Source organism: Kaustia mangrovi (assembly GCF_015482775.1).
Classification (GTDB): domain Bacteria; phylum Pseudomonadota; class Alphaproteobacteria; order Rhizobiales; family Im1; genus Kaustia; species Kaustia mangrovi.
Map to the genome: position 1 here is coordinate 3,223,835 of NZ_CP058214.1, position 19,746 is coordinate 3,243,580.

The 19,746-nt window shown below is 62.3% G+C and carries 19 protein-coding genes and 1 tRNA gene; 15 read left to right on the forward strand and 5 right to left on the reverse strand.

Annotation, left to right across the window (positions count from 1 at the left end):
- Positions 1–114 precede the first annotated feature (114 nt).
- Entirely contained in the window at positions 115–1,329 is a 1,215-nt protein-coding gene (locus HW532_RS14995) for a pyridoxal phosphate-dependent aminotransferase (protein WP_213161236.1), read from the reverse strand.
- 231 nt (positions 1,330–1,560) lie between these two features.
- Here HW532_RS14995 and HW532_RS15000 point away from each other — a divergent pair, with 231 nt between their 5' ends.
- The 3 genes from HW532_RS15000 (at position 1,561) to HW532_RS15010 (ending at position 4,094) form a co-directional block, all read left to right on the forward strand.
- Complete coding sequence (locus tag HW532_RS15000) at positions 1,561–2,304, forward strand: SDR family oxidoreductase (RefSeq protein ID WP_213161237.1); 744 nt, start codon at positions 1,561–1,563, stop codon at positions 2,302–2,304.
- Positions 2,305–2,324: 20 nt separating this feature from the next.
- Complete coding sequence (locus HW532_RS15005) at positions 2,325–3,086, forward strand: class I SAM-dependent methyltransferase (RefSeq protein WP_213161238.1); 762 nt, start codon at positions 2,325–2,327, stop codon at positions 3,084–3,086.
- A gap of 129 nt (positions 3,087–3,215) precedes the next feature.
- Positions 3,216–4,094 carry an alpha/beta hydrolase gene (locus tag HW532_RS15010; protein ID WP_213161239.1) on the forward strand — a complete coding sequence of 293 codons (879 nt, stop codon included), beginning with the start codon at positions 3,216–3,218 and terminating at the stop codon, positions 4,092–4,094.
- Between the two features lie 16 nt (positions 4,095–4,110).
- Here the strand turns inward: HW532_RS15010 and HW532_RS15015 are convergent, their stop codons facing one another.
- Positions 4,111–6,933 carry a sensor histidine kinase gene (locus tag HW532_RS15015; protein ID WP_213161240.1) on the reverse strand — a complete coding sequence of 941 codons (2,823 nt, stop codon included), beginning with the start codon at positions 6,931–6,933 and terminating at the stop codon, positions 4,111–4,113.
- 281 nt (positions 6,934–7,214) lie between these two features.
- Here HW532_RS15015 and HW532_RS15020 point away from each other — a divergent pair, with 281 nt between their 5' ends.
- The 4 genes from HW532_RS15020 to HW532_RS15035 all read left to right on the forward strand — a co-directional run bounded on the left by HW532_RS15020 (position 7,215) and on the right by HW532_RS15035 (position 9,442).
- Positions 7,215–7,697 (forward strand): phasin family protein, encoded by a 483-nt coding sequence (locus HW532_RS15020; protein ID WP_213161241.1) that lies wholly within the window; start codon positions 7,215–7,217, stop codon positions 7,695–7,697.
- A gap of 262 nt (positions 7,698–7,959) precedes the next feature.
- Positions 7,960–8,036, forward strand: a tRNA-His gene (locus HW532_RS15025).
- Between the two features lie 279 nt (positions 8,037–8,315).
- Positions 8,316–8,528, forward strand: a complete 213-nt coding sequence (locus HW532_RS15030) for a helix-turn-helix transcriptional regulator (protein WP_213161242.1) — start codon at positions 8,316–8,318, stop codon at positions 8,526–8,528.
- A gap of 56 nt (positions 8,529–8,584) precedes the next feature.
- Positions 8,585–9,442, forward strand: coding sequence for a hypothetical protein (locus tag HW532_RS15035; RefSeq protein WP_213161243.1), 858 nt, complete (start codon positions 8,585–8,587; stop codon positions 9,440–9,442).
- Positions 9,443–9,995: 553 nt separating this feature from the next.
- Here HW532_RS15035 and HW532_RS15040 read toward each other — a convergent pair.
- Complete coding sequence (locus HW532_RS15040; protein WP_213161244.1) at positions 9,996–10,298, reverse strand: ScoMcrA-related endonuclease; 303 nt, start codon at positions 10,296–10,298, stop codon at positions 9,996–9,998.
- Between the two features lie 1,031 nt (positions 10,299–11,329).
- Between HW532_RS15040 and HW532_RS15045 the strand changes: the two genes are divergently transcribed.
- From HW532_RS15045 to HW532_RS15065, 5 genes are all read left to right on the forward strand, one after another.
- Positions 11,330–11,788 (forward strand): hypothetical protein, encoded by a 459-nt coding sequence (locus tag HW532_RS15045; RefSeq protein ID WP_213161245.1) that lies wholly within the window; start codon positions 11,330–11,332, stop codon positions 11,786–11,788.
- A gap of 579 nt (positions 11,789–12,367) precedes the next feature.
- The gene (locus tag HW532_RS15050; protein WP_213161246.1) at positions 12,368–12,817 is read left to right on the forward strand and encodes a hypothetical protein; all 450 of its coding nucleotides are present in this window, start codon (positions 12,368–12,370) and stop codon (positions 12,815–12,817) included.
- Positions 12,814–13,401, forward strand: coding sequence for a hypothetical protein (locus tag HW532_RS15055; protein WP_213161247.1), 588 nt, complete (start codon positions 12,814–12,816; stop codon positions 13,399–13,401). Before HW532_RS15050 ends, HW532_RS15055 begins: the two co-directional genes overlap by 4 nt.
- Positions 13,398–13,784 (forward strand): hypothetical protein, encoded by a 387-nt coding sequence (locus tag HW532_RS15060; protein ID WP_213161248.1) that lies wholly within the window; start codon positions 13,398–13,400, stop codon positions 13,782–13,784. The genes HW532_RS15055 and HW532_RS15060 overlap by 4 nt, the downstream gene beginning before the upstream one ends.
- Positions 13,781–14,287 carry a hypothetical protein gene (locus tag HW532_RS15065; RefSeq protein WP_213161249.1) on the forward strand — a complete coding sequence of 169 codons (507 nt, stop codon included), beginning with the start codon at positions 13,781–13,783 and terminating at the stop codon, positions 14,285–14,287. The genes HW532_RS15060 and HW532_RS15065 overlap by 4 nt, the downstream gene beginning before the upstream one ends.
- Before the next feature lie 370 nt (positions 14,288–14,657).
- Here the strand turns inward: HW532_RS15065 and HW532_RS15070 are convergent, their stop codons facing one another.
- Entirely contained in the window at positions 14,658–14,942 is a 285-nt protein-coding gene (locus HW532_RS15070; RefSeq protein WP_213161250.1) for a hypothetical protein, read from the reverse strand.
- Positions 14,943–15,206: 264 nt separating this feature from the next.
- Here HW532_RS15070 and HW532_RS15075 point away from each other — a divergent pair, with 264 nt between their 5' ends.
- On the forward strand, positions 15,207–16,208 hold the full coding sequence (locus HW532_RS15075; protein ID WP_213161251.1) for an LAPAL motif-containing putative phage structural protein: 1,002 nt from the start codon (positions 15,207–15,209) through the stop codon (positions 16,206–16,208).
- A 141-nt stretch (positions 16,209–16,349) separates the two neighbouring features.
- On the opposite strand, the gene HW532_RS15080 is transcribed toward HW532_RS15075, so the two are convergent.
- Positions 16,350–17,624, reverse strand: coding sequence for a tyrosine-type recombinase/integrase (locus HW532_RS15080; RefSeq protein WP_213161252.1), 1,275 nt, complete (start codon positions 17,622–17,624; stop codon positions 16,350–16,352).
- A gap of 286 nt (positions 17,625–17,910) precedes the next feature.
- On the opposite strand from HW532_RS15080, the gene HW532_RS15085 reads away from it, so the two are divergent.
- Positions 17,911–18,318 carry a GFA family protein gene (locus HW532_RS15085; RefSeq protein WP_213161253.1) on the forward strand — a complete coding sequence of 136 codons (408 nt, stop codon included), beginning with the start codon at positions 17,911–17,913 and terminating at the stop codon, positions 18,316–18,318.
- Between the two features lie 231 nt (positions 18,319–18,549).
- Positions 18,550–19,692: a glycoside hydrolase family protein gene (locus HW532_RS15090; RefSeq protein WP_213161254.1), complete on the forward strand. Its 1,143-nt coding sequence runs from the start codon at positions 18,550–18,552 to the stop codon at positions 19,690–19,692.
- Positions 19,693–19,746: the final 54 nt, after the last annotated feature.

The window sequence follows — 19,746 nt, forward strand, 5'->3', positions numbered from 1 at the left end:
AAAGCTGCACTAGGTTGCAGTTGTCCGGAAAGGTCGCCCAAAGGCTTTTCCGTTCGCTGCGACACTCTGATTACCTTGTGCCATGCCGGGTTTGACCGCCTGACCTCCAACCCCTCAACGGGTGCCCGGCATGGCTTCTTCTTTCGATCTGCCATTGACGGCCAGGAACTCGCCCATGCGGGCGAGCGCCTCCTCGATCTGTGCCATGTCGGCGGCGTAGGACAGCCGCAGATAGCCGCGCCCGTTCGCCCCGAAGCTCTCGCCGGGAATGAGCGCGATGTCGGCCTCCTCCAGAAGCCGCTCGGCGAGCTCCGCGCTGGAGAGCCCCGTGCCGGTCACGTTCGGAAAGGCGTAGAAGGCGCCGCCGGGAGCGCGGCAGGTGACGCCCGGCAGCGCGTTAAGGCCGGCGACGACCGCCTCCCGGCGTTCGGCGAAGGTCCGCCGGAACCGCTCGACTGGCTCGCGCGGGCCGGTGACCGCGGCAAGCCCTGCGATCTGGGCGACATTCGCCACGCAGGAATGGGTGATGGTAATGATCTTGCGGATCTGCGGCACGAGCGCCTTCGGCCAGACGCCGTAGCCGAGCCGCCAGCCCGTCATGGCGAAGGTCTTGCTCCAGCCGTCGAGCAGGATGACCCGGTCGCGTAAGGAAGGATAGGCGAGCAGGCTCGCGAAGTCGGCATCGTCATAGACGAGATGGCTGTAGATCTCGTCGGAGAGGACGGCGACATGGGGATGCGCCTCCAGCCCCGCCGCGAGCGCGTCGAGCTCGGCGCGCGGCACCACGCCGCCCGTCGGGTTGGCCGGGCTGTTGATGATGACGAGGCGGGTGGCGGGCGTGACGAGCGAGAGCACCTCTTCGGCGTCGAAGCCGAAATCGCGGTCCTCGCGGATCGGATAGGGCACCGCCTTCGCGCCGGAGAAGGCGATGGCCTCGCGATAGGGCGGGAAGCCCGGATCGGGATAGAGGATCTCCGCGCCCTCGCCGCCGAACAGCATGGCGGCGAGGAAGATCGTGACCTTGCCGCCCGGGACGATCACCACCTCGTCGGCATGCACGCCGACGCCGAACCGGCCCGTGAGGTCGGCGGCCACGGCCTCGCGCAGCGCCGGCATGCCGACCGGCGAGGTGTAACCGTGCGGTCCCTCGCGCGCGGCCTTTGCGGCGGCCTCCAGCACATGCCCGGGCGGATCGAAATCCGGCTGGCCGATGCCCAGGTTGATGATCGGTCGCCCGGCGGCCTTGAGCGCCAGCGCCCGGTCGAGGACGGCGAAGGCGCCCTCCTCCTCGATGCCCACGGCGCGGGGGTTGAGCGCGAAGCCTGTCATGTCGCCTCCCATATCGCCTCCCGGTTTCTGTCTTGTCCGGCGCCGGCACACTAAAGCCGCATTGTCGTTTCCGCGAGGGAAAAACGCCATTGCCGTCGCCGGGCGCTCCCCTATAGTGCGGGAGCGGGGCAGGGGGCTTTCCGGGCCGGCCGGTCCGGGCCCGCTCCGCCATTCCGAAGTCCATTCCACAATCGCCAATCGCTACAAAGAGCTTGCAGGAGGAGACGAACCATGAGCGGACGGGTTTCCGGAAAGACGGCGCTGGTCACGGCGGCGGGCCACGGCATCGGACGGGCCTCGGCGCTGGCGCTGGCGCGCGAGGGCGCGCATGTGTTCGCCACCGATATCGACGAGGCGGCGCTGGCGGAGCTTGCCGGCGAGGCGGCGGATATCGAGACCTTTCCGCTCGACATCACCAGCGACGAGGCCGTGGCGGCCGCGCGCGAGCGCGTCGGCGCGCTCGACATCCTGTTCAACTGCGCCGGCTATGTGCATCACGGCACGGTGCTGGAGTGCGAGGACAAGGACTGGGATTTCTCCTTCGACGTCAATGTGAAAAGCCAGTACCGCACGATCCGCGCCTTCCTGCCGGCCATGCTGGAGACGGGCGGCGGCTCGATCATCAACATGGCCTCCGTCGCCTCCTCGGTGAAAGGCTTGCCGAACCGCTTCGTCTACGGCGCGACCAAGGCGGCCGTGATCGGGCTCACCAAGTCGGTGGCCATCGATTTCATCTCGCAAGGCATCCGCTGCAACGCCATCTGCCCCGGCACGGTCGACACGCCGTCGCTCGAGGGCCGCATGCGCGCGCTCGGCAATTACGAGGAGGCGCGGGCCGCCTTCATCGCCCGCCAGCCCATGGGGCGCCTCGCCACGGCCGAGGAGATCGCCTCCCTGGTCGTCTATCTGGCAAGCGACGAGACCGTCTTCATGACGGGCCAGGCCCATATCATGGACGGCGGCATGGCCATCTGACCGGCGGGGCGACGGCTGTCGTGATCAATCGCTACGGATCGCTCGCCGCGGAGGTCTACCGTCTCGACAAGCCGGTGGGCCACTCCTTCGGGGATGTCGAGTTCTATCGCGAGCGGCTCGCGGGATGCCGCGGGCCTGTTCTGGAGCCGGCGGTCGGCACCGGACGCGTGCTCGTGCCGCTCCTGGAGGCGGGATACGATGTACGCGGTTTCGATACCTCGCCGGAGATGCTGGATCTGTGCCGCGCGGAATGCCGCGAGCGTGGCCTCGACGCCGATCTGAGCCTGCAGGGCTTTGCGGACTTCTCGTGCGATGCGGAGGTCGAGGCCGTGATCGTGCCGGCCGGGTCGTTCCAGCTCGTGACCGATGCCGACGAGGCGCGCGCGATCCTCGCCCGGTTTCGCGAGGCGCTGGTGCCGGGCGGACGGCTGATCCTCGATCTCGATCCTCTGTCCGACCTTGCCGCGCCGCTGGCGCCCGCGCGCCACTGGGCGTCCGGCGAGGACCTCCTGACCCTGACAGTGTCGCCCGTGGAGACCGATTTCGTCCGCCAGACCTCCGTGTCCCATCTGCGCTACGAGCACTGGCGGGCCGGCCGGCTCGTCGCCGCCGAGATCGAGCTGTTCGCCCTGCGCTACTGGGGCGTGGTGGAATTCGAGCTCGCCCTGCGGGAGGCCGGGTTCACCGACATCGCGATCTCGGGCAATTACCGCCACGGCGTGGCGCCGGAGGCGGATGCGCGCATCGTCACCTTCGAGGCCTGCGCCGGTCGGGCCGGCTGATCGTGGAGGGGCCGAATGGTGCAAGATCGCGAGGCTTGCCCGAAAGTCCGCGCGCTGAGCGTCCGCCTGCTCCGCGTGCTGGCCGTCCTGACGGTTATTGCGATGCCTGACCCCCTTCGGGCGGAGACCTTGACGATTCCCGGGCCGGAGGGGCCCCTGGAAGGCGAGATGATCCTCGTGCCGGAGGCCCGTGCGGGCGTCGTCATCGTGCCGGGCTCCGGCCCTGTCGACCGGGACGGCAACGGCCCGATGGGCTTGAGGAGCGACAGCTACAAGCTGCTCGCGGACGGCCTGTCGCGGGCCGGGGTGAGCACGCTCAGGATCGACAAGCGGGGTTTTTTCGGCAGTGCCGGCGCTGTTGCCGATCCGGAGGACGTGACGATCGCCGCCTATGCGGAGGATGCCGGGCGCTGGCTCTCCGCCTTCGCCGACAAGGCCGGGTTGCCCTGCGTCTGGCTTGCCGGCCACAGCGAGGGCGGGCTCGTCGCGCTGGTGGCCGCCGCACAGGGCAACGAGCCTTGCGGCCTTATCCTGCTGGCGACGCCGGGCCGGCCGCTCGGCGTTCTCATGCGCGAGCAGTTCCGGGCCAATCCGGCCAATGCGCCCTATCTGGAGGAGCTCGACGGATTGGTCGCGGCGCTGGAGCGTGGCGAGACGCGCGATCCCGACACCGTCAGCGCGCCGCTCAGGCCGCTGTTCCGTCCGGGGCTTCAGCGCTACATGACCCAGCTTTTCGATTACGATCCGGCCGCGATAGCGAGCGGCATCGAGATGCCCGTCCTCATCCTGCAGGGCGAGACGGATATTCAGGTCCGGCCGCAGGATGCGAGGCGGCTGTCGGAGGCCATGCCGCAGGCGCGGCTGGTGCTCCTGCCGGGCGTCACCCACATGCTCAAGACGGGCGTTCCCGGCGAGCCGCTTGCCACCTACACCGATCCGGGGCTGCCGCTCGACCCCGCCGTCGCGCGCACGATTGCCGACTTCGTCGGGGCGACACAGGGGCCGTAGGGACGGCGCAGGCGCCTCACCCCGCCAGAACGCGTGTCGTGGGGAAGGTGATCTCCACCAGCGTGCCGCGCCTGGGCTCGCTGGAAATGGAGAAGGCGGCGCGGTTGGCCTCGGTGAGCGCCTTGGTGAGCGGCAGGCCGAGGCCGGTGCCCGGCACCTCGCGCTCGCGGTTGGTGGTGCCGACACGCTGGAAGGGCTCGAGCGCCTGGGTCAGCTCGGTGCCCGTCATGCCGATGCCGGTATCCTTGACCCTGAGCTTCACCTCGCCCTGGTCCGTCATCTCCATGGAGACGATCACCTGGCCGCCCGGCTCGGTGAACTTGATAGCGTTGGAGAGGAGGTTGAGAATGATCTGGCGCATGCTGCGCTGGTCGGCGACGACGGCCGGCAGCCGCTTCGGCCGGCTGGTGCGCACGAGCACGCGGCCCTCGCGCGCCTGGTCCTCCATGATGTGGATGCACTGCTCCACCATGTCGGGCATGTCCACCGCGGTGAAATTCAGCTCGAATTTGCCGGCCTCCACCTTGGAGAGGTCGAGCAGGTCGTTGATCAGGCTGAGCAGATGCTCGCCGCTCGTGTGGATGTCGGTGATGTAGCCCTTGTACTTGGCATTCCCGATGGGGCCGAAGCGTTCCGCCTTCATCACCTCCGAGAAGCCCAGAATGGCATTGAGCGGCGTTCTGAGCTCGTGGCTGATATTGGCGAGGAACTCCGATTTCTGCGCGCTCGCCTGCTCCGCCGCCTCCTTGGCCGCGCGCAGCTCCGCCTCCGTCGTCTTCCACTGGGTGATGTCGCGCATCACCGCGCAGAAGCGCAATTGCGCCTCGCCGGTCTCGTCCGGCTCGACCGGCGCGATGGTGAGGAAGAGCGGGATTTCCCCGCCCTGGCGCTCGACGGCCGTCACTTCGCGGCCATCGTTGAAGACGGAGGCAAGCCCGCTGCCGGTCAGCGCGGAGAGATAGCCCTTCAGCGTCTCGCGGCTCTCCGCCGTCAGAAGTTGCGAGAAGGGCTCGCCGATCACATTGGCGGCGTCATGGCCGAAGATCGCCTGGGCGCCGGCGTTGAAGCTCAATATGCGGCCCTCGCCGTCGAGCATGACGATGCCGTCCGTCGCGGTCTCCAGAATGGCCCGGAGCGCCTTGTCGCCTGCCGTCCAGCCTGTCTTCGCGGCCGTTTCGGGGGCGGGCTGCGGCCCGGGCACGAGCACGACCATCTCCGCCGGCGCACCGTCCCAGACGATGGCTGCGCGGCGCGGCAGAACGGTCTCCGCCCCGCCGTCCGGCAGGGCTGGCGTCCAGGGGGCGTCGCCCGCCGGCAATCCGGGCGCGATCTCGTCGAGCGTGCCGGACGGGCGGGTGCCGAAGAAGGCGGCGGCGGCGCTGTTGGCCGCCAGAAGGGCGCCGTCGCGATGGATGAGAACCGGATAGGGGACGGCGTCCAGCAGTGCCGCCATGGCCTTGCCGGGCGCCGGCATGGCGGGCTCGGAGACGGTCTCCCGCATGCGGCTTTCGGCGGCGGTGGACGCTTTCTCCGCATGCCCGCCGGGTTCGGGGGGCGGTATGTCCTGCGTACTGGAAAGCGTGCGGCCGATCGCGGCGAAGATCTCCGCATCCTCGGGGCTGAGCGTGCCCGCCTTCGGAGCGGCCGCCGGCGGCGACGCGGGCAGCCTGTTGTCGTTATGGGCGGGGGTGGCGTTGTCGGCGGCGTCGCGGTCCGGTGCCGGTGTGGCGTCCCGCGGCGCCTCGCCCTCCTCCGGTGCCGGTTCCGCCTCCGGCGCGGCTGCGGCCCGGGCACCGATGCCGCGATATCCGGCGAGCCCGCCGCCCGCCGCGATAACGGGAACCGCGCTCAGGCAGATGGGCGCGACGCGTTTGCCGGCGCGCCAGTCGACGACGGCCCGCCAGGCCTCGGCCGCCTCCAGCGCGTCGGCGATGCGCCCGTCGGGGTCGAGCCCGTAGCGCGTGGCGAGCGTGGCCCAGTCGAGCCCTTCCAGCGCGCGCGGCGCGAGGCCGGTCGCCGTCTCGATGCCGGCGGAGATCTCCGACAGCCGCAGGTCGCCGTCGAGCTCGAAGGTGAAGTCGGCGGCGGCGGCGACGAAATCCGCCAGCCGTTCCGCATTGGCGCTGAGCCGCCGCTCGAGGCCGCGCCGGTCGGTGACGTCGTCCAGCGTCAGCAGGAAGTCGCTCGCGCTGCCCCGTCCGCGGCCGAGGCGGCGCAGGTCGAAGCGCAATTCGCGCGGCCCGAAGCGCGTCTGCGCGATCCGGATCTCGCTCACGGTGCCTGCGGAGGCACAGCGCGCCATCAGGCGATCCGCCGTGCGGTCGTCGCCCGCCAGATCGGCGAGCGTGGCGCGCAATGCCGCGGGAACGAGTTCGCAGGCCTGGGGATTGGCATAGACGATCTCGCCGTCGCGGCCGACGGTCAGGAGCGCCAGGGGCAGGGCGTCGGCGATCTGCGACAGCCGCTCCGGCGCCGGGGGCGCTGCGGTATCCTTGCGGGTGTCGCCGACCACGAGGACGCCGTCCCGCCCGTCGCTCAGCGTATGGCCGAAGCACTGCGCGCGGACCGGCTCGCCGAGCGGGGTGGAGGGGAAGGACAGGATCTCCGCGCTCGCCTCGCCCGGCCTCAGCCGCCCTGTCAGTTCCAGAATGCGGGCGACGCCGGGCTCGGTCCGGTCGAAGGTGCGGTCCACGAGGTCGAACAGCGTATCGACGCCGAGGGCGGCGAGGCCCGCCTCATTGGCCCAGACGATGCGCGCGCGAGCCCCGTCCCACAGCCAGACAGGGGCCTCGGAGTCCTGCAGCGCCTCCAGGCTTGCCGGGGGTCGGTCGCTTGCCACGTGTCCCATGCTCCTCGTCGGCCGGGCGGGCCGATACCGCTCCGCCCCGGATTTTCCAGCGAAAGGATAAGCATAGGCCGCTCCGGGCGTCCACTGGGAAACCGGCGGAAAGCCGGCAGGAAATGTGTCTTCTGGTTAATGATTGTGCGACGCACCATTATTGTTGCAATGCAGCAATTTTGGTCATATATTGTGTGTTGCAGAATTGAAATCCATGTGCGCGAGACTGCTTGCGCCTCGAGGTGCGGGTGGTCCCGCACGAATTCGAAAGGGAGACCGTCATGAGCGACGCAGGCAAGGCGAAGGCGCAGACCCAGGCGAAGGCTTCCACGACGAAGGACACCGCGGCCAAGGTCGCCGACATGCCGGAAGAGGCGAAGGCGGTGGCGGAGAAGTCCGTCGAGCAGGCCAGGGAAACGCTCGAGAAGGTCAACACGGCTGCGAACGAGAATGTGAAGGTCTTCGACGAGACCGCCACGGCGCTGAAGGACGGGACGTCGGAGTTCCAGATGAAGATGGTGGAGATGGCGCAGGCCAATCTCGATGCCGGCTTCGAGCATGCGCGCAAGCTCATGTCCGCGAAGGATCCCAAGACCGCCTTCGAGCTTCAGGAGGCGTTCCTGCGCGACCGGGCGCAGACCATGACGCGCCAGATGCAGGAGCTCGGCACCATGTCCATGCAGCTCGCCGAGACCGTGGCGAAGCCGATGCAGGACAGCGTCACGAAGTCCTTCGACGAGATGCGCAAGACCTTCACCCTGTAAGTCGGGGCGGAGGGTCGCACGGAAAGTCCGGGCCAGCCGGCGGGGCGAGAACGTCCCGCGTCGGCGGCCCGCGTGAGCAGGGCCGGCCCGGAGACGGGCTGGCCCTTGCGTTTTTGATCCTGCAGGGTGCCACAGCCCATTGACGCGGCGGTCTCGGGGCGGTACCTCATGACCGCCTTGGAGCTTCGGTGCGGCGACGCCTTGCAATGGCCGCGCGATGACCGTAATTTGCGGCGCATCGAAGCCTCCCGAGAGGCCCTGTGCAGCTGTAGCTCAGTTGGTTAGAGCGCCTGATTGTGGATCAGGAGGTCGCTGGTTCGAATCCAGCCAGCTGTACCAAATTTCCCCAATGTTTCCAATTGCATAGCGGAATTCTGCTGAATGCCGATTTCTGCGTATGCATAAGGATATGCATAAATGGTGCGGTAATACGGTGCTGTGTTTGGTCGATGTTGAGCAATGTTCGGCAAGGGGCTTGCATCGCCGGGCAGGGCGCATATGTTGATAGGTGGCCAGGCTGAGTGACAATCAGCCGAACTCCTTTTCGAAGGGTGGTTCCGCGGGAAACCGGGACCGCCCTTTGTCGTTCATGGTGGTCCCATAATATGGAGATCGCCAATGCGACGTGAACGTTTCACCGATCCAATAGAATTGATGCGGCTGGCTGAGCTGGCGGAAAAGCTCGGCGTGTCGGAGTGGACGATCCGGCGGTGGGTCAAGGCCGGCCATTTTCCCAAGCCGATTGAATTGAGCGAGCAAACGAAAGCTTGGCGTCGTCGTGACGTGGAGCGTTGGCTTCACGAACGCTCCGCCGAAGCGATGGACGCCTGAAAAGTGACCCCCGCCAGTGGTGGACCGGCGGGAGTCGACAGCACAATGCGATAAGGGTGGCCACGGTGTTGAATTTATTCCGACGCGCCGACGGGATCCAGCCAACAGGCGTCCATGCATATTTCGACAAAGTGACGGTGTGGCTCAAGCGGCCTGTCAACGATTCCGAGCGCACATGGCTTGAAGGGCAATGCGGTTCGGGCGGGCTCCATGTTCAGGAGGGACCAGCGCATTTCAATCCTGCCCTTGTCCAACGCCTCCAACTACGGCAGCCGACGCGTGAAGCGCTCGAATGGCTCGCAAAGCGTAATGACGTCCATCTCAATCTGGTCGAGTGGGGCCTTGATTGGGTGTTCAACAACGAAGGTGACCGAGATGAGGCATGGGCTTTCTTGTGCCGCTATCACGTGAAGTCTCATCATCGGCAACAGGGGGTGCGATTCGTTGCTGGGAACACGCGATACACTGGACCTCGTAGGGCTCCGCAGGTGTTTGTCTGCTATCGAGATCTGCCCTGCCGCGTCACCGGAGAGCTGTATTGTGTTCATCTCGAATGGCGGATTAAAGGCGCTCAAACGCTGCGCCGTCTCGATCTTGACAGTATCGACAGGGTATTGCGCAAGGGGCACCGCGGGTTTTGGCTGAACCAGCTCACATTCTATGAGCTGGTTCACGATGATCTCGGGCGCCGGTACCACAATTGGGCTCTGCGCCATCGGCAGCACAGGCCGATCTACAGGCCATGCATCGCGGAATGGCCGAACGGGTTCCGTTATTATCTCGACAGAAGGGCAGGCGGGACCTTGGCCCGTGCCCTTGGTTCAACGCAAGCAGTGGTTGATGAATACGGTAGCAGGTTCAACATCCGTCGATCCCTGTTCTCAATCGATATCGGTCGCCTGCTGCCTGAGTGACCAGGGACACATTCTTATGATATATCCCAACAAATCGCCAACCTCCTATCTAATCATCTGAAATATAATGGTTTTATAGTGATTCTAGGGAAATTCTGATGGTGGTGTCGCTCATGTCGACAAATTGCAGTCCAAGTATAGTGACAATGATAAGGAGCCGCCTCAAAAGGCTGATCCTTCGTAATCCCGGTATTTCCACCCCGGATCTTCACCGGCAATTGAACGATGAGGGCTATGCCGTGTCACGATTCCTCGTGTCCAATCTTAAGCGTTCTTTCAGGGAGGACCTGAAATTCCTGATTAGGGAAGGGGCGCTGGACGACGATATTCTCAAGCCCCCCCCCCCCCCGATCCAAACAGCCTCGGCGTTCTCGATCTCGCTCCAACGATGTGCCAACGTTTTACTATCGGTGGGATTGACGGGTGCATAGAGGTGTTTGGTCCCATTTGGGGGCTTCCCACCTTGTCCTGCCTCAAAAACCCGCTCAGGCCCTCTCCATCCGCGTGTAAGCGGTGTCATAGCGGTGGAGACATGCCCTGTGCGACGGAAGGCTCAGTCCGATTTTTTCGCCATGGGCGGATCGAGCTTGAAGCCCAGTTTATCAAGGCCCCTCCTGGCTGCATCGGGGCTGAAACCATTCCCGTTGCCGGTTGTTCGCGATGTTTTGATGGGTGGCTGGTGAGCCGCCGCCCATATGGCTTTCAATGGGTAGAGTTTGCCCTTGTGCAGGACATAGTGCTTTCGCGGCCTGCCGCCATTGGCATGACGGTCGAGGAATTTGTCGGGGCCTGACTCGTCGTATTCCGCGAGCGCCTCCAACACGGTGGCGACCGTTGGATCCTTCACCTTCGACACGGCATTCCCCCATTCCCCTGCGCTTCTGAGGTTACGCGGGTAGGAATCTTGAGTCCACGCTGACCTTTGCTGGATTGAGCGCGATTCTGGCGTCGGTCGAAGAGAGAACCACGGTTTTATTCCTACTGGAAATGAGGGGGCTGCAGGCAGGTTTGGTCGGGCACATGGTCCACATCCTATGATCGCCGCCAAATCAAGCCCCTATCCTCTCCATTCTGGGCAGGGAGGCGGCATTGCGGAGGTACGGACCATGAAACAGCCCCAAGCCATAGAGGATATCGAGCGCTTCCTTCGAAAGCTGGGTGTCCCGGAAGACCAGATCGAATGCCACCTGTTCCATGTGAAGGCGGCACGGACACCTCAGAAACCCAAGAAGGAGGGGAGGCGGAAGCCCACGACAGCCGGTGCCATGCGTCGCGTCGGCTGACTCGATACCGATTACTTCCCCTTCTTGCCGTGTCCCTTCCCATGTTTCTGGCTTAACGCAGAGCCAGCGACGGATTTGGTGCTCTTGCTGGTCTTGCCACTGCTGAGGGCCTTCGATGCCTTGCTCGCAACGCCTTTTGAGGTGGTCTTACCGTGGGCCATGTGCTCCTCCGTCCCATCGATCACTTTCTTGGTATGATGGTACCATAAAGATTGGTTGCGTTGGGGGGGTATACGAGCACAAGAAGCGTGTCGGGGCTTTCTTCTTGTTTGACGGCAGGGAAAGCTCAAATCTGTCCCCAGTTCCTCGAAATCCACTCGAAAGGCATTGTGGTCGAGTTGGAGAGGCCGGCAACTCGGACTATGTTATAATGAGTAGCCGGGGATGGAGATCAATCAGATGGCGACCAACAAGACTACTTCCCGCTCAAGCAAATCGGGACGGTACGTGACGGTGATCAGCAATACGCGGTCCAAGGGGAGCGTCGGGTCATATACGGTGCGTACCGTTCATAGCGGTCGCTTCAGTGCGGCCAAGAGGGCGGCTAGTTCGTCACTGAAAAACGCGAAAAAGAAGTAGCGCCAGAGCCAATGGGGGGGGCTGAATGGCTGAATACAATCCAATCTTCGAGAAGATATTTGATCGCGTTGGGGAGCCTGGAGACGAGATAATCGCCTATATCGCTTATGGTCTGTACAAGCAAAGAAAGCGGGATTTCTTAATATCGAGGCGCAAAGAGCTGGGTGGTCCCGTCCCTCAAGAGGAATTGGAGATCTTTCACCGCACCTATGATGACGGGCAAATCCAGCTAGTTTGGGATGCCGCTAACGAGTCTCTGGCCACGTTTGCTGTCAATTATGCTGATGAGGAGAAAAAGACCGCTGTCAGGGAAGCTCTGTCGGATGCCTTGAAGGGGAGATTTTGGAAACAGGTAGGGATGACAGCTGCCGCGAATTTCGTATTCGCAGTGGGAATAATAGCAATCTATTTCATGTTGAGATTTATAGGTTTCGATCTCCTTGACCGATTGCGCGCGTTGGATCGGATGTTTCAAGGAGGTTGAATTCGGCTGGAGCCGCCATGGCTGAGCTGTAGAGGGGTTCTCAGGTGCTATTGCAGTCATTCATCTGGAATCGGTGGTTCAGGTGTGGGATCGCGAGGAATTCTTGTCTGTTGGACGACTTGTCGACCGATCTCTTGAAAGCTGAGTTCGTGTTTACAGATCCCGCAAGCGGTACTTACCCATTGCTTTCCGAAGTTGTCTTTGCGGGTTTGTGAGAGAATGTGATCGCTTCCACATTCAGGGCACTTGATTTCGATAATCGCTTGCATGGTGACCTCTCATGGTTCCGCTTTCAGGAGAGTCTGTGTACCATAATCGTCTGGTCCATATGATGCCAATAGGGCTGCTTCATCAGAAGATTAACTCTGGTTTGAAACTATCCTCACCCTCACTAAAGAAACCGATCATATTTTAGTTCAAATCAATCGTCCTTACACTGAAATTATGTCCCGGTAGACGCGCCGATAATCCCCTTCGTCTGATTGATAATCAGGGTACGAACTTCCAAAAAGCGTTGATTTACAACGCGTTTCATCTTGTGGATGGTCATTTATCCATAAGGGATTTATGCCTGTCTGCATGAAACGTGAGGCTTTACATAACGGCCGCGAAAAGCATGCGCCGAGGAAGCGGGCACCGGACTCAAGGGTCTATGGTAGGTCCGCGCTCACCACCGGCAGCACGCTTTTGCCCGGTGTGAAAGACAACCGTTCGACGTGGGCAAGACGCTTTCGCGATCTGATCGAATTGCACACCGAGGACCGTGGCGGCTTCGATATGTGCAGCGAGGCGGAGAAGGCCCTTATTCGACGCGCCAGTACCCTCATTGTCGAACTTGAGCGCATGGAGGTGGCGTTCGCCAGCAATGGGGGTGGCAAGGGCTACGAGCTGGATCGTTACCAGCGAATGACCAACACGTTGAGGCGCGTGCTTGAAACGCTCGGGATCGAGCGCAGGGCCAAGACCGTCAACAGCGATACAGCCCGTGTGGTCAACGACATCTTGGCGGAACATGGGAGGGAACGATGAGCGCCGCTCCCTTCCATGGCAACAAACCCGCCGGTTACGACGAAGTCCTGTTCCGAGGCTATCTCCAACACCTGCCTGAACATGGTTTGGACGCGCTTGAGCGGAGGCTCATTGAGTGCATGCGCAAGGGCCTTCATGTCGATCCCGTCGCCATCGCGCGCACCTATGTCCATTGCTACGCGGTCCCGGACTACCTCACGAATGGTGATGTGCCCGCGAGGTATGCCCATGTCGCGGAGGCAAGCGGTGAGCGATGGACCGAGCTCGATCTGTGCGGTGGCATCAGTCTTTCACTGGCCGATGAGAAGGGCTGGAGGCGTCGGCGCAATCAATACCTCCGCGAATGTCGGCGTGTGCTCAGGCTGGCGAATGAGGGCATCGACCTCGACGTCGCCTGGGCCATCGTCACCGACAGTCCGTTGCAGGTCGGGAGGGCTGGACATGACAGGGTGCAGAGAGCCCGGGAAGCCCTTCGCTTAACCGAGACTTCAATCGTACCGGTATCGGGAGAGGGTGAAGGTGCCATCCCCCACTCGCAGCACGATTCCCCGGCTACCGGTCGTACCAGTGGGAGCACACCATGACCGATGTGGACGTCTTGAAAAGCCGCCTCGGGGAGATCGACAAGCGGCTGGCCGAAATCGAGGCCATCGAGCAGGCCGAGGAAAAGCGGAAGCCGGCCTTCTTCCTTTATGATTCCGTCAGTTACCGCTTGCAGGAATTGCGCAGCGAACGGCGCGACCTTTGGGCGCTCCGCCGCGTCACCGACGACGCCTTGCGCACAGCCACCGAAAACACCGATCCCCGGCGCAAGGAGCTGCTCGATTATCTCGAACGCGAACGGCGCGAGAATCTCACTGAGCAGATCGCCCGGTTGGAGAAGGCGGGTGACTACCGGCAGGCCCGTATCTGGCGCATGGAGCTTGTGAAGGCGCGCGAGACCGTTGAGCGGGAGTATGTCCGATGACCGAACGCACGAAACGCATCATGCGCGAATTCAAGATCGATGAACTCAGCGTCGTCGATAGCCCGGCGCAGGAAGGTGCGAGGGCCGTGCTTATGAAGCGGCGTGTGCCGCGAGAACGGTTCAACGCACCCGTCCCACCCATGAGCGAACGCGACGAGCCCCTGACCTTCGACAAGCTCGCACGCCCGGCACAGGAGACCGAACCCATGAGCAATTTTGAAGCCCGCGTCGACGAGATCGCCAAGCGCGATTCCTGCCAACGCATGGACGCCATGACGAAGGCCAGGCTCAGATATCCCGATGAATACGACGCCTACCAGAAGGCCGGCGCGGTGACCTCGCGTCCGGTGTACGAGAAGTCGAGATCGGATGCGGAGATCGCCTTCGAGAAGCTGGTCGATCAGATTCAGACGCGCGACCGAAGCAATCGCTTCGAGGCCCTGAAAAAGGCAGCCCGCGAACATCCGCGCGAACTGGCAGCCTATAGGGCGGCGCTGTCATGAGTTATCGGCGTACGGGGCTCCCCCATTACCCGTACGCCATCGCGACGGTCGGGGCTTTGCAAGCTGGCCCGGCATGGCGCGTCGGGGGATGGTGTGGCTTGGGTGCTTCATGCCATCCCCCTCCGAACTCCTGCACGGGAGTCATTTCGACACTCCTCTGACGCCAACAGCGACCGACGGGTTACATCCCCGCCGGTCGCCTCCATCCCACTGCCCGCTGAATTTGCGCGGTGCACAGAGGGATTCTCATGGCGTCAAGGGCGATGACAGTGGGGATCGTCGGAATCCCTCTGTGTGCCTCCTGTGCCCGAGCACAAAAAAGGCCCCCGCCATGATGACGAGGGCCTTCCACTGTTCTGCCCGGTAACCCTTATGCGGCCTTTGCGTCAGGCTGTTCGGTCGTATCGGCCTTGGCCGCGTCGCGACGCCATGTGCCCATCCACGATTTCAGGGTGCCATCCTTCAAACCCAGCTTTTGGCCGAGCTTCATGGCCGCTTCGTGGCCCTTCTGGTCGTATGCCTTGTGGACCTGCTCCTTGCGTGACCCGGCATTGTGGCCTTTGTAGCCCTTGGTGGCCTTCACGGCCTGTCGGCCATCGGTGGTCGTTTTGGCGACCTTGCGACCCGTGGCCTTTCCCGTTCTCTTCGCTGTCATGATCTCTCTCCATTGGTTGCTGCTCAATTGAATGCAATCAATAATAGTATCACTCAGTAGTGGGAACCATCCGCTGGTACGAGAGATCGGGGAGGAGTTGCCTCGCCTGCGCCGTAAAGCTCAATTTGGCAGTAAAATCGCTCTTTGTTCTCGGTAGTCTATCACAGATTGTGTGCTAGTAACCTTTGTCCCCTGCTGCTATCCTGCATGCGTCGCAGTCTCCTTTGGGTTGGGGGGGTAATGCCAGAGCCTGCGGAGCCGCGCGTGACCCGGCACCAGTTTTCAATAGCATATGACGGAGCGGACCGATCTGACGTCCACGCTATGGACGTTGAGTCGCTTGGGCCTGCGCTTATCGGCTTCGGAAGGTTAATTCGGGAAGCTAATACCGAATTTAACGGCGACAAGTCGAGAGCGAACGTTCACGTGGTCTCGGATTTTGAACACAAGTGTTTCCAAATCAACCTTGAAACGATCGTTACCTATTACGAGCAACTAAAGGGCCTGCTGGGGGATTCTGAGGCAAAGACGGCAAAAGATATCCTTGAGTGGCTCGGGATAATTTTGGGTACGCCGGCTCTGACATTCCTTGGTTATTTGCGACTTCGGCGAGGCCGCCCGATTGATGAGAGCCGCGAATTCGTTGATCAAAACGGAGAAGGAATGGTTTCGGTTCGCTTCGAAGGCGAGCAGAATCATGTTGAGGTTCACCAGCACGTATACCAGCTCGGCGAGAATCAGAGGGCATTGAATGCCACCAAGAATGCGGTTTCTCCTCTTGGACAAGATGGGTTTGACAGGATTACGCTTAGGAATGGGGATAAAGTGGAGGAGGTCGTGGGGGCGGATGATGCCGAAGCTATTCTCGCCTCGTGCAACATTGCTAAGTCTGACGAGAAAGAGGAAGACGAGCCGGAAATTGTTACTGCATGGCTGAGCGTGTATGCGCCGGTCTACGACGAAAAGGCGGACAAGTGGCGGTTCACGCTGGGTGCCGATCATGTCTATGTAGATATTTCGGAAACGACGATTGCACGGGATGCCTTACAGCGAGGCGGTGCGTTGGCCAACGATACCTATCAAGTTAGGATGGAGGTCCGCAGGCCCAAAGAGGCAACTAGAAAAGCGGGAAAGCCAAATTATAAGATACTTGAGGTTCTCAGGTTCATTCCGGCTGAGCGGCCGGCGCAGCAAACTGACATGGGGGATCAGCTTGCGCCTGACGAGCAAGAGGGCCAAAACGAAGGGCCGATAGAGGAAGGTTAGCCATGCCCTGTTGTTCCCCTTTCAGAGTGTCCATGGACTCAGGGGGCAGGGGTACAGGGCGGCATTTCAGCTTATCTAAATGTCATTCCACCCCACGATCACGGAACGCCGCTGTGTGCCTCCGACAGCAAGGCGCGGTGATCAACGCAAAACGCTCACGCCCTCGGCCACCACCAGCCCCTCCACATGCTTGGCCCATTTGGTCAGCAGGTTCCGTTTGAGCTCCAGCGGATAGCCATGGGAATAGCCTGCCGTCACGCCACTGCTGGCATGATTGAGGACGAGGCCGCGTTCCCATTCGGAGTGACCTGCGTTTTCGAGCCATGTCGCAACGGTGTGTCGGATCGCGTGGTAGGTGAAGTCGTTGGCGACACCATGCTCGACAAGCTTCCTTTTGAGAGGGCTTCCTGGCCATAGGGGAACGCCCTTCGCGCGACTTGGGAACACCAGATCGGCGTTGGCCTCATCGTCATCGTCGTTACGTTTCGGCAAGCCTTTGAGGACACGTTGTGCCAATGGGGGCAGGGGTGTCAGGTAGACCCGGCGCTTGGTTGCGCTCTTTCGCGCCTTGGTCCGTTCGAACGGTGTGGTCCATAAGGTCGGATTGTCGACGTTGTCCAGTTCGGACCAACGCATGCCGGCAAGCTCCTTCTTGCGTGGCGCGAGCAGCAGCAGCAGCTTGATGTAGCCGCCCTCAACGGGATCGAGCTTGTCGGCGGCCCTCCAGATCGTCTTGATCTCGTCGTCGCTGTAGAAGCGATCACGCTCCGTTTTCTGATAATCGATAGTGACCGCATCCATGATGGGGGCGGTTACGAGGTCACGCTTGTACGCCCATCGCCATAGGGTCTTGAGCCATGACAGGGTCACGCGGGCTTTCGGCCCATGCCCATCGGCAATGAAGCCGTCGAGTATATCGTACGCATCCCTTTTGGTGATCCTGTCGATCTGCCGCTTGTGCCAGTCCGTGCAGCTTTTCAGGACGCGCTCGGTCTCATGCCATGTCCGCTGACGCGGCTTCGCATAGAGCTCGATGAACTGATCGACAACATCCTCGTACTTCTTCGACCTGCGCTTTCGCTCGGCCCGCGGATCGGTTCCCTCTTTCGCCAAGGCCCGATCTTTGCGGACCTGCTCCCGTGCCCAGGCCACATTGGCATTCTCTTTGTCGTCACCGATAGCCACCTCACCGAAGCGGCCGATCGTTCGCGTCTCCCATTTGCCGTTGAGCTTGAACTGGGATCGGAAGGCCTTTGCGCCTTTCGGGCTGACAAGCAACGACAGACCCTTTTGACCCGTATCCCAATAGAGCTCCTGCCCATCCTTCGGAGGCTTCAATCGCTCGATCCACAGATCGGTGAACGCCTTCCGATTGGGCTTTTGTCGCTGTTTCTTTATGCGGACTCGTTCGATCATCGCCATCTCCATTTATTGATAGAATATGCATAAATGGAGGCTTATTTTAAATGCCCATAGCTGACAATCAATACCCAGCCATGAGACAGTAAGATGTTGATTTTCAAATATAATATCTAATGTAATTCCCTCTAACACATTGACATGATTGACGATTATATCTGATTGTGGATCAGGAGGTCGCTGGTTCGAATCCAGCCAGCTGTACCATCTTCCTCCCTTGCACCCCTTGCATATTGCGGCGACCATGGCCGCGGGTCGGACATTTGGCTTCAGGGAGGCGGCGATGAGGACGGGCGGGTGCCAGTGCGGGGCGGTGCGCTACGAGGTCTCCGCGGAGCCGCTCGCGCTCTATATCTGCCATTGCCTGGAATGCCGGAAGCAGTCGGCCTCCGCCTTCGGAATGTCGCTGGAGATCCCCCGTTCGGGCCTGCGGCTCGTCGCCGGCGCGCCGAAGGTCTGGACGCGCGAGGCCGATAGCGGTCGTAAGGTGAGATGCGTCTTCTGCCCCGATTGCGGGTCGCGATTGTGGCATGAGGGCGACGATCCGGAGGCTGGGTTCCTCACCGTCAAGGCGGGCTCGCTCGACGATCCTGTCGACGTCTCCGAGGCGATCCATATCTGGACCGCGCGCAAGATGCCCGGGCTGGCCATTCCTCCCGGCGCCCGAAGCTTCCCCGGCGAACCGGAATAGCGCCCGGGCGGGCCGCATTGCCCGGCTGACCCCGATGGCGTGGCCCCGATCGCTTGCCATTGACTCCCCCGAAGGTCCGGCTTTCTCCTGGTATTGGGCGCCTTTAGGCAAAGACATTTTGCCGAAAATTATCGTAAACAAGGGGGGAGTCATGTCGTTTTCATCGCAAACAGGCGCCGACGATGTCCTTGTCGGCACCGCGAAGAAGATATTCGCGCGTCTCAAGGACCAATGGTTGCCGGAAGACAAGGGGGCAAAGGCTTCTCGATCTATTGGCAGCTCGGGCATTCCTTCGACACGATCCTGGATTACTTCGTTCATGTGGACGGTTCGCAGGCGGCGGCGTTCCCGCCAATCGCGCTTGAGGCCTACAAGCGCTCGCTCGGCAATGCCTGCTGGTACGACGATTACGGCTGGTGGGGCATCGCCGCCCTGAAGGCGGCGCAGCACCCGGGGCTCTTCCCCGACGTCTCGCCGTTCAAGGCCATCTGCGACACATGCTGGGCGACCATGCACGACAACGCGCCGAATGTATGGGCGAACAACAAGGGCGATCCGGCCTTCGCGCCGCTGCAGCCGCGCGTCGAGGGCGGGGTGTGGAACTGCGACTGGTCGCGCCCGGACGGGTGCGGCAATCGCAACACCCCGCCGAACCTGCCGGGCCATTGCGGCGGCAACGCGCAAGGCGCCAACCTGACCGGGATCCAGAACACCGTGACCAACGGGCTCTATCTCGTTCTGGCCTCGCGCCTTTACGAGGCGACGGGAGAAGCCGATTACCGCACGGCGGCGGATCGCGAATACGGTTTCCTCGATGCGTGGTTCGACGTGCCCGACCCCGAGACCTCGCTCCTCAGGCCGATGGGCGTGCCCATCCCGGGCCGGGAGAACGACGTGCTGGTGCGCGAGCGGGTGGCGACCTACCGCAGCGGAGACTGGGTGTGCGGATACCATCCGGACCTGTGCTGGTCGGGCGATCAGGGCATCGTCGTTGGCGGGATGATCGACCGGATGATCGTGGATCCCGGCGACAACAAGCCCGACAGCCCCGCCTTCAGGCGCGCGGCCGCGATCCTGCAGTCGGTTCAATATGTCACCGACCAGAACGCCGGCGGCATCCTGCAGCCATGGACGACCGGCCAGGGCGGGGACCCGGCGGACTACTCCACCGGCGTCGGCGTCTTCATGCGCTATCTCCTCTATGCCGACCAGAGGAACGCGCAGATGCGCACCTATACGCGGAGCACGGCCTATCGCAAGCTGATCGAGGCGAATGTGAAGTCGGTCGTGAATGCGCCGATCCCCGATGGCCTGGTTCCATTGACGAACAGCCTCGCGATCCTCGTGGCCGGCATCGTCATGCTGAAGGCATAGGGTTGCCGTCCCCCGCAATTGGTCTGTATCAAAAATAATATTGCACCATAGATC

What these genes read in the sequence shown, in the direction of transcription:
- HW532_RS14995 (WP_213161236.1), bottom strand. Translation starts at nt 1,329, where the DNA reads ATGACAGGCTTCGCGCTCAACCCCCGCGCCGTGGGCATCGAGGAGGAG.
- HW532_RS15000 (WP_213161237.1), top strand. Translation starts at nt 1,561, where the DNA reads ATGAGCGGACGGGTTTCCGGAAAGACGGCGCTGGTCACGGCGGCGGGC.
- HW532_RS15020 (WP_213161241.1), top strand. Translation starts at nt 7,215, where the DNA reads ATGAGCGACGCAGGCAAGGCGAAGGCGCAGACCCAGGCGAAGGCTTCC.
- HW532_RS15030 (WP_213161242.1), top strand. Translation starts at nt 8,316, where the DNA reads ATGCGACGTGAACGTTTCACCGATCCAATAGAATTGATGCGGCTGGCT.
- HW532_RS15045 (WP_213161245.1), top strand. Translation starts at nt 11,330, where the DNA reads ATGGCTGAATACAATCCAATCTTCGAGAAGATATTTGATCGCGTTGGG.
- HW532_RS15050 (WP_213161246.1), top strand. Translation starts at nt 12,368, where the DNA reads ATGAAACGTGAGGCTTTACATAACGGCCGCGAAAAGCATGCGCCGAGG.
- HW532_RS15055 (WP_213161247.1), top strand. Translation starts at nt 12,814, where the DNA reads ATGAGCGCCGCTCCCTTCCATGGCAACAAACCCGCCGGTTACGACGAA.
- HW532_RS15060 (WP_213161248.1), top strand. Translation starts at nt 13,398, where the DNA reads ATGACCGATGTGGACGTCTTGAAAAGCCGCCTCGGGGAGATCGACAAG.
- HW532_RS15065 (WP_213161249.1), top strand. Translation starts at nt 13,781, where the DNA reads ATGACCGAACGCACGAAACGCATCATGCGCGAATTCAAGATCGATGAA.
- HW532_RS15070 (WP_213161250.1), bottom strand. Translation starts at nt 14,942, where the DNA reads ATGACAGCGAAGAGAACGGGAAAGGCCACGGGTCGCAAGGTCGCCAAA.
- HW532_RS15080 (WP_213161252.1), bottom strand. Translation starts at nt 17,624, where the DNA reads ATGATCGAACGAGTCCGCATAAAGAAACAGCGACAAAAGCCCAATCGG.
- HW532_RS15085 (WP_213161253.1), top strand. Translation starts at nt 17,911, where the DNA reads ATGAGGACGGGCGGGTGCCAGTGCGGGGCGGTGCGCTACGAGGTCTCC.
- HW532_RS15090 (WP_213161254.1), top strand. Translation starts at nt 18,550, where the DNA reads ATGGTTGCCGGAAGACAAGGGGGCAAAGGCTTCTCGATCTATTGGCAG.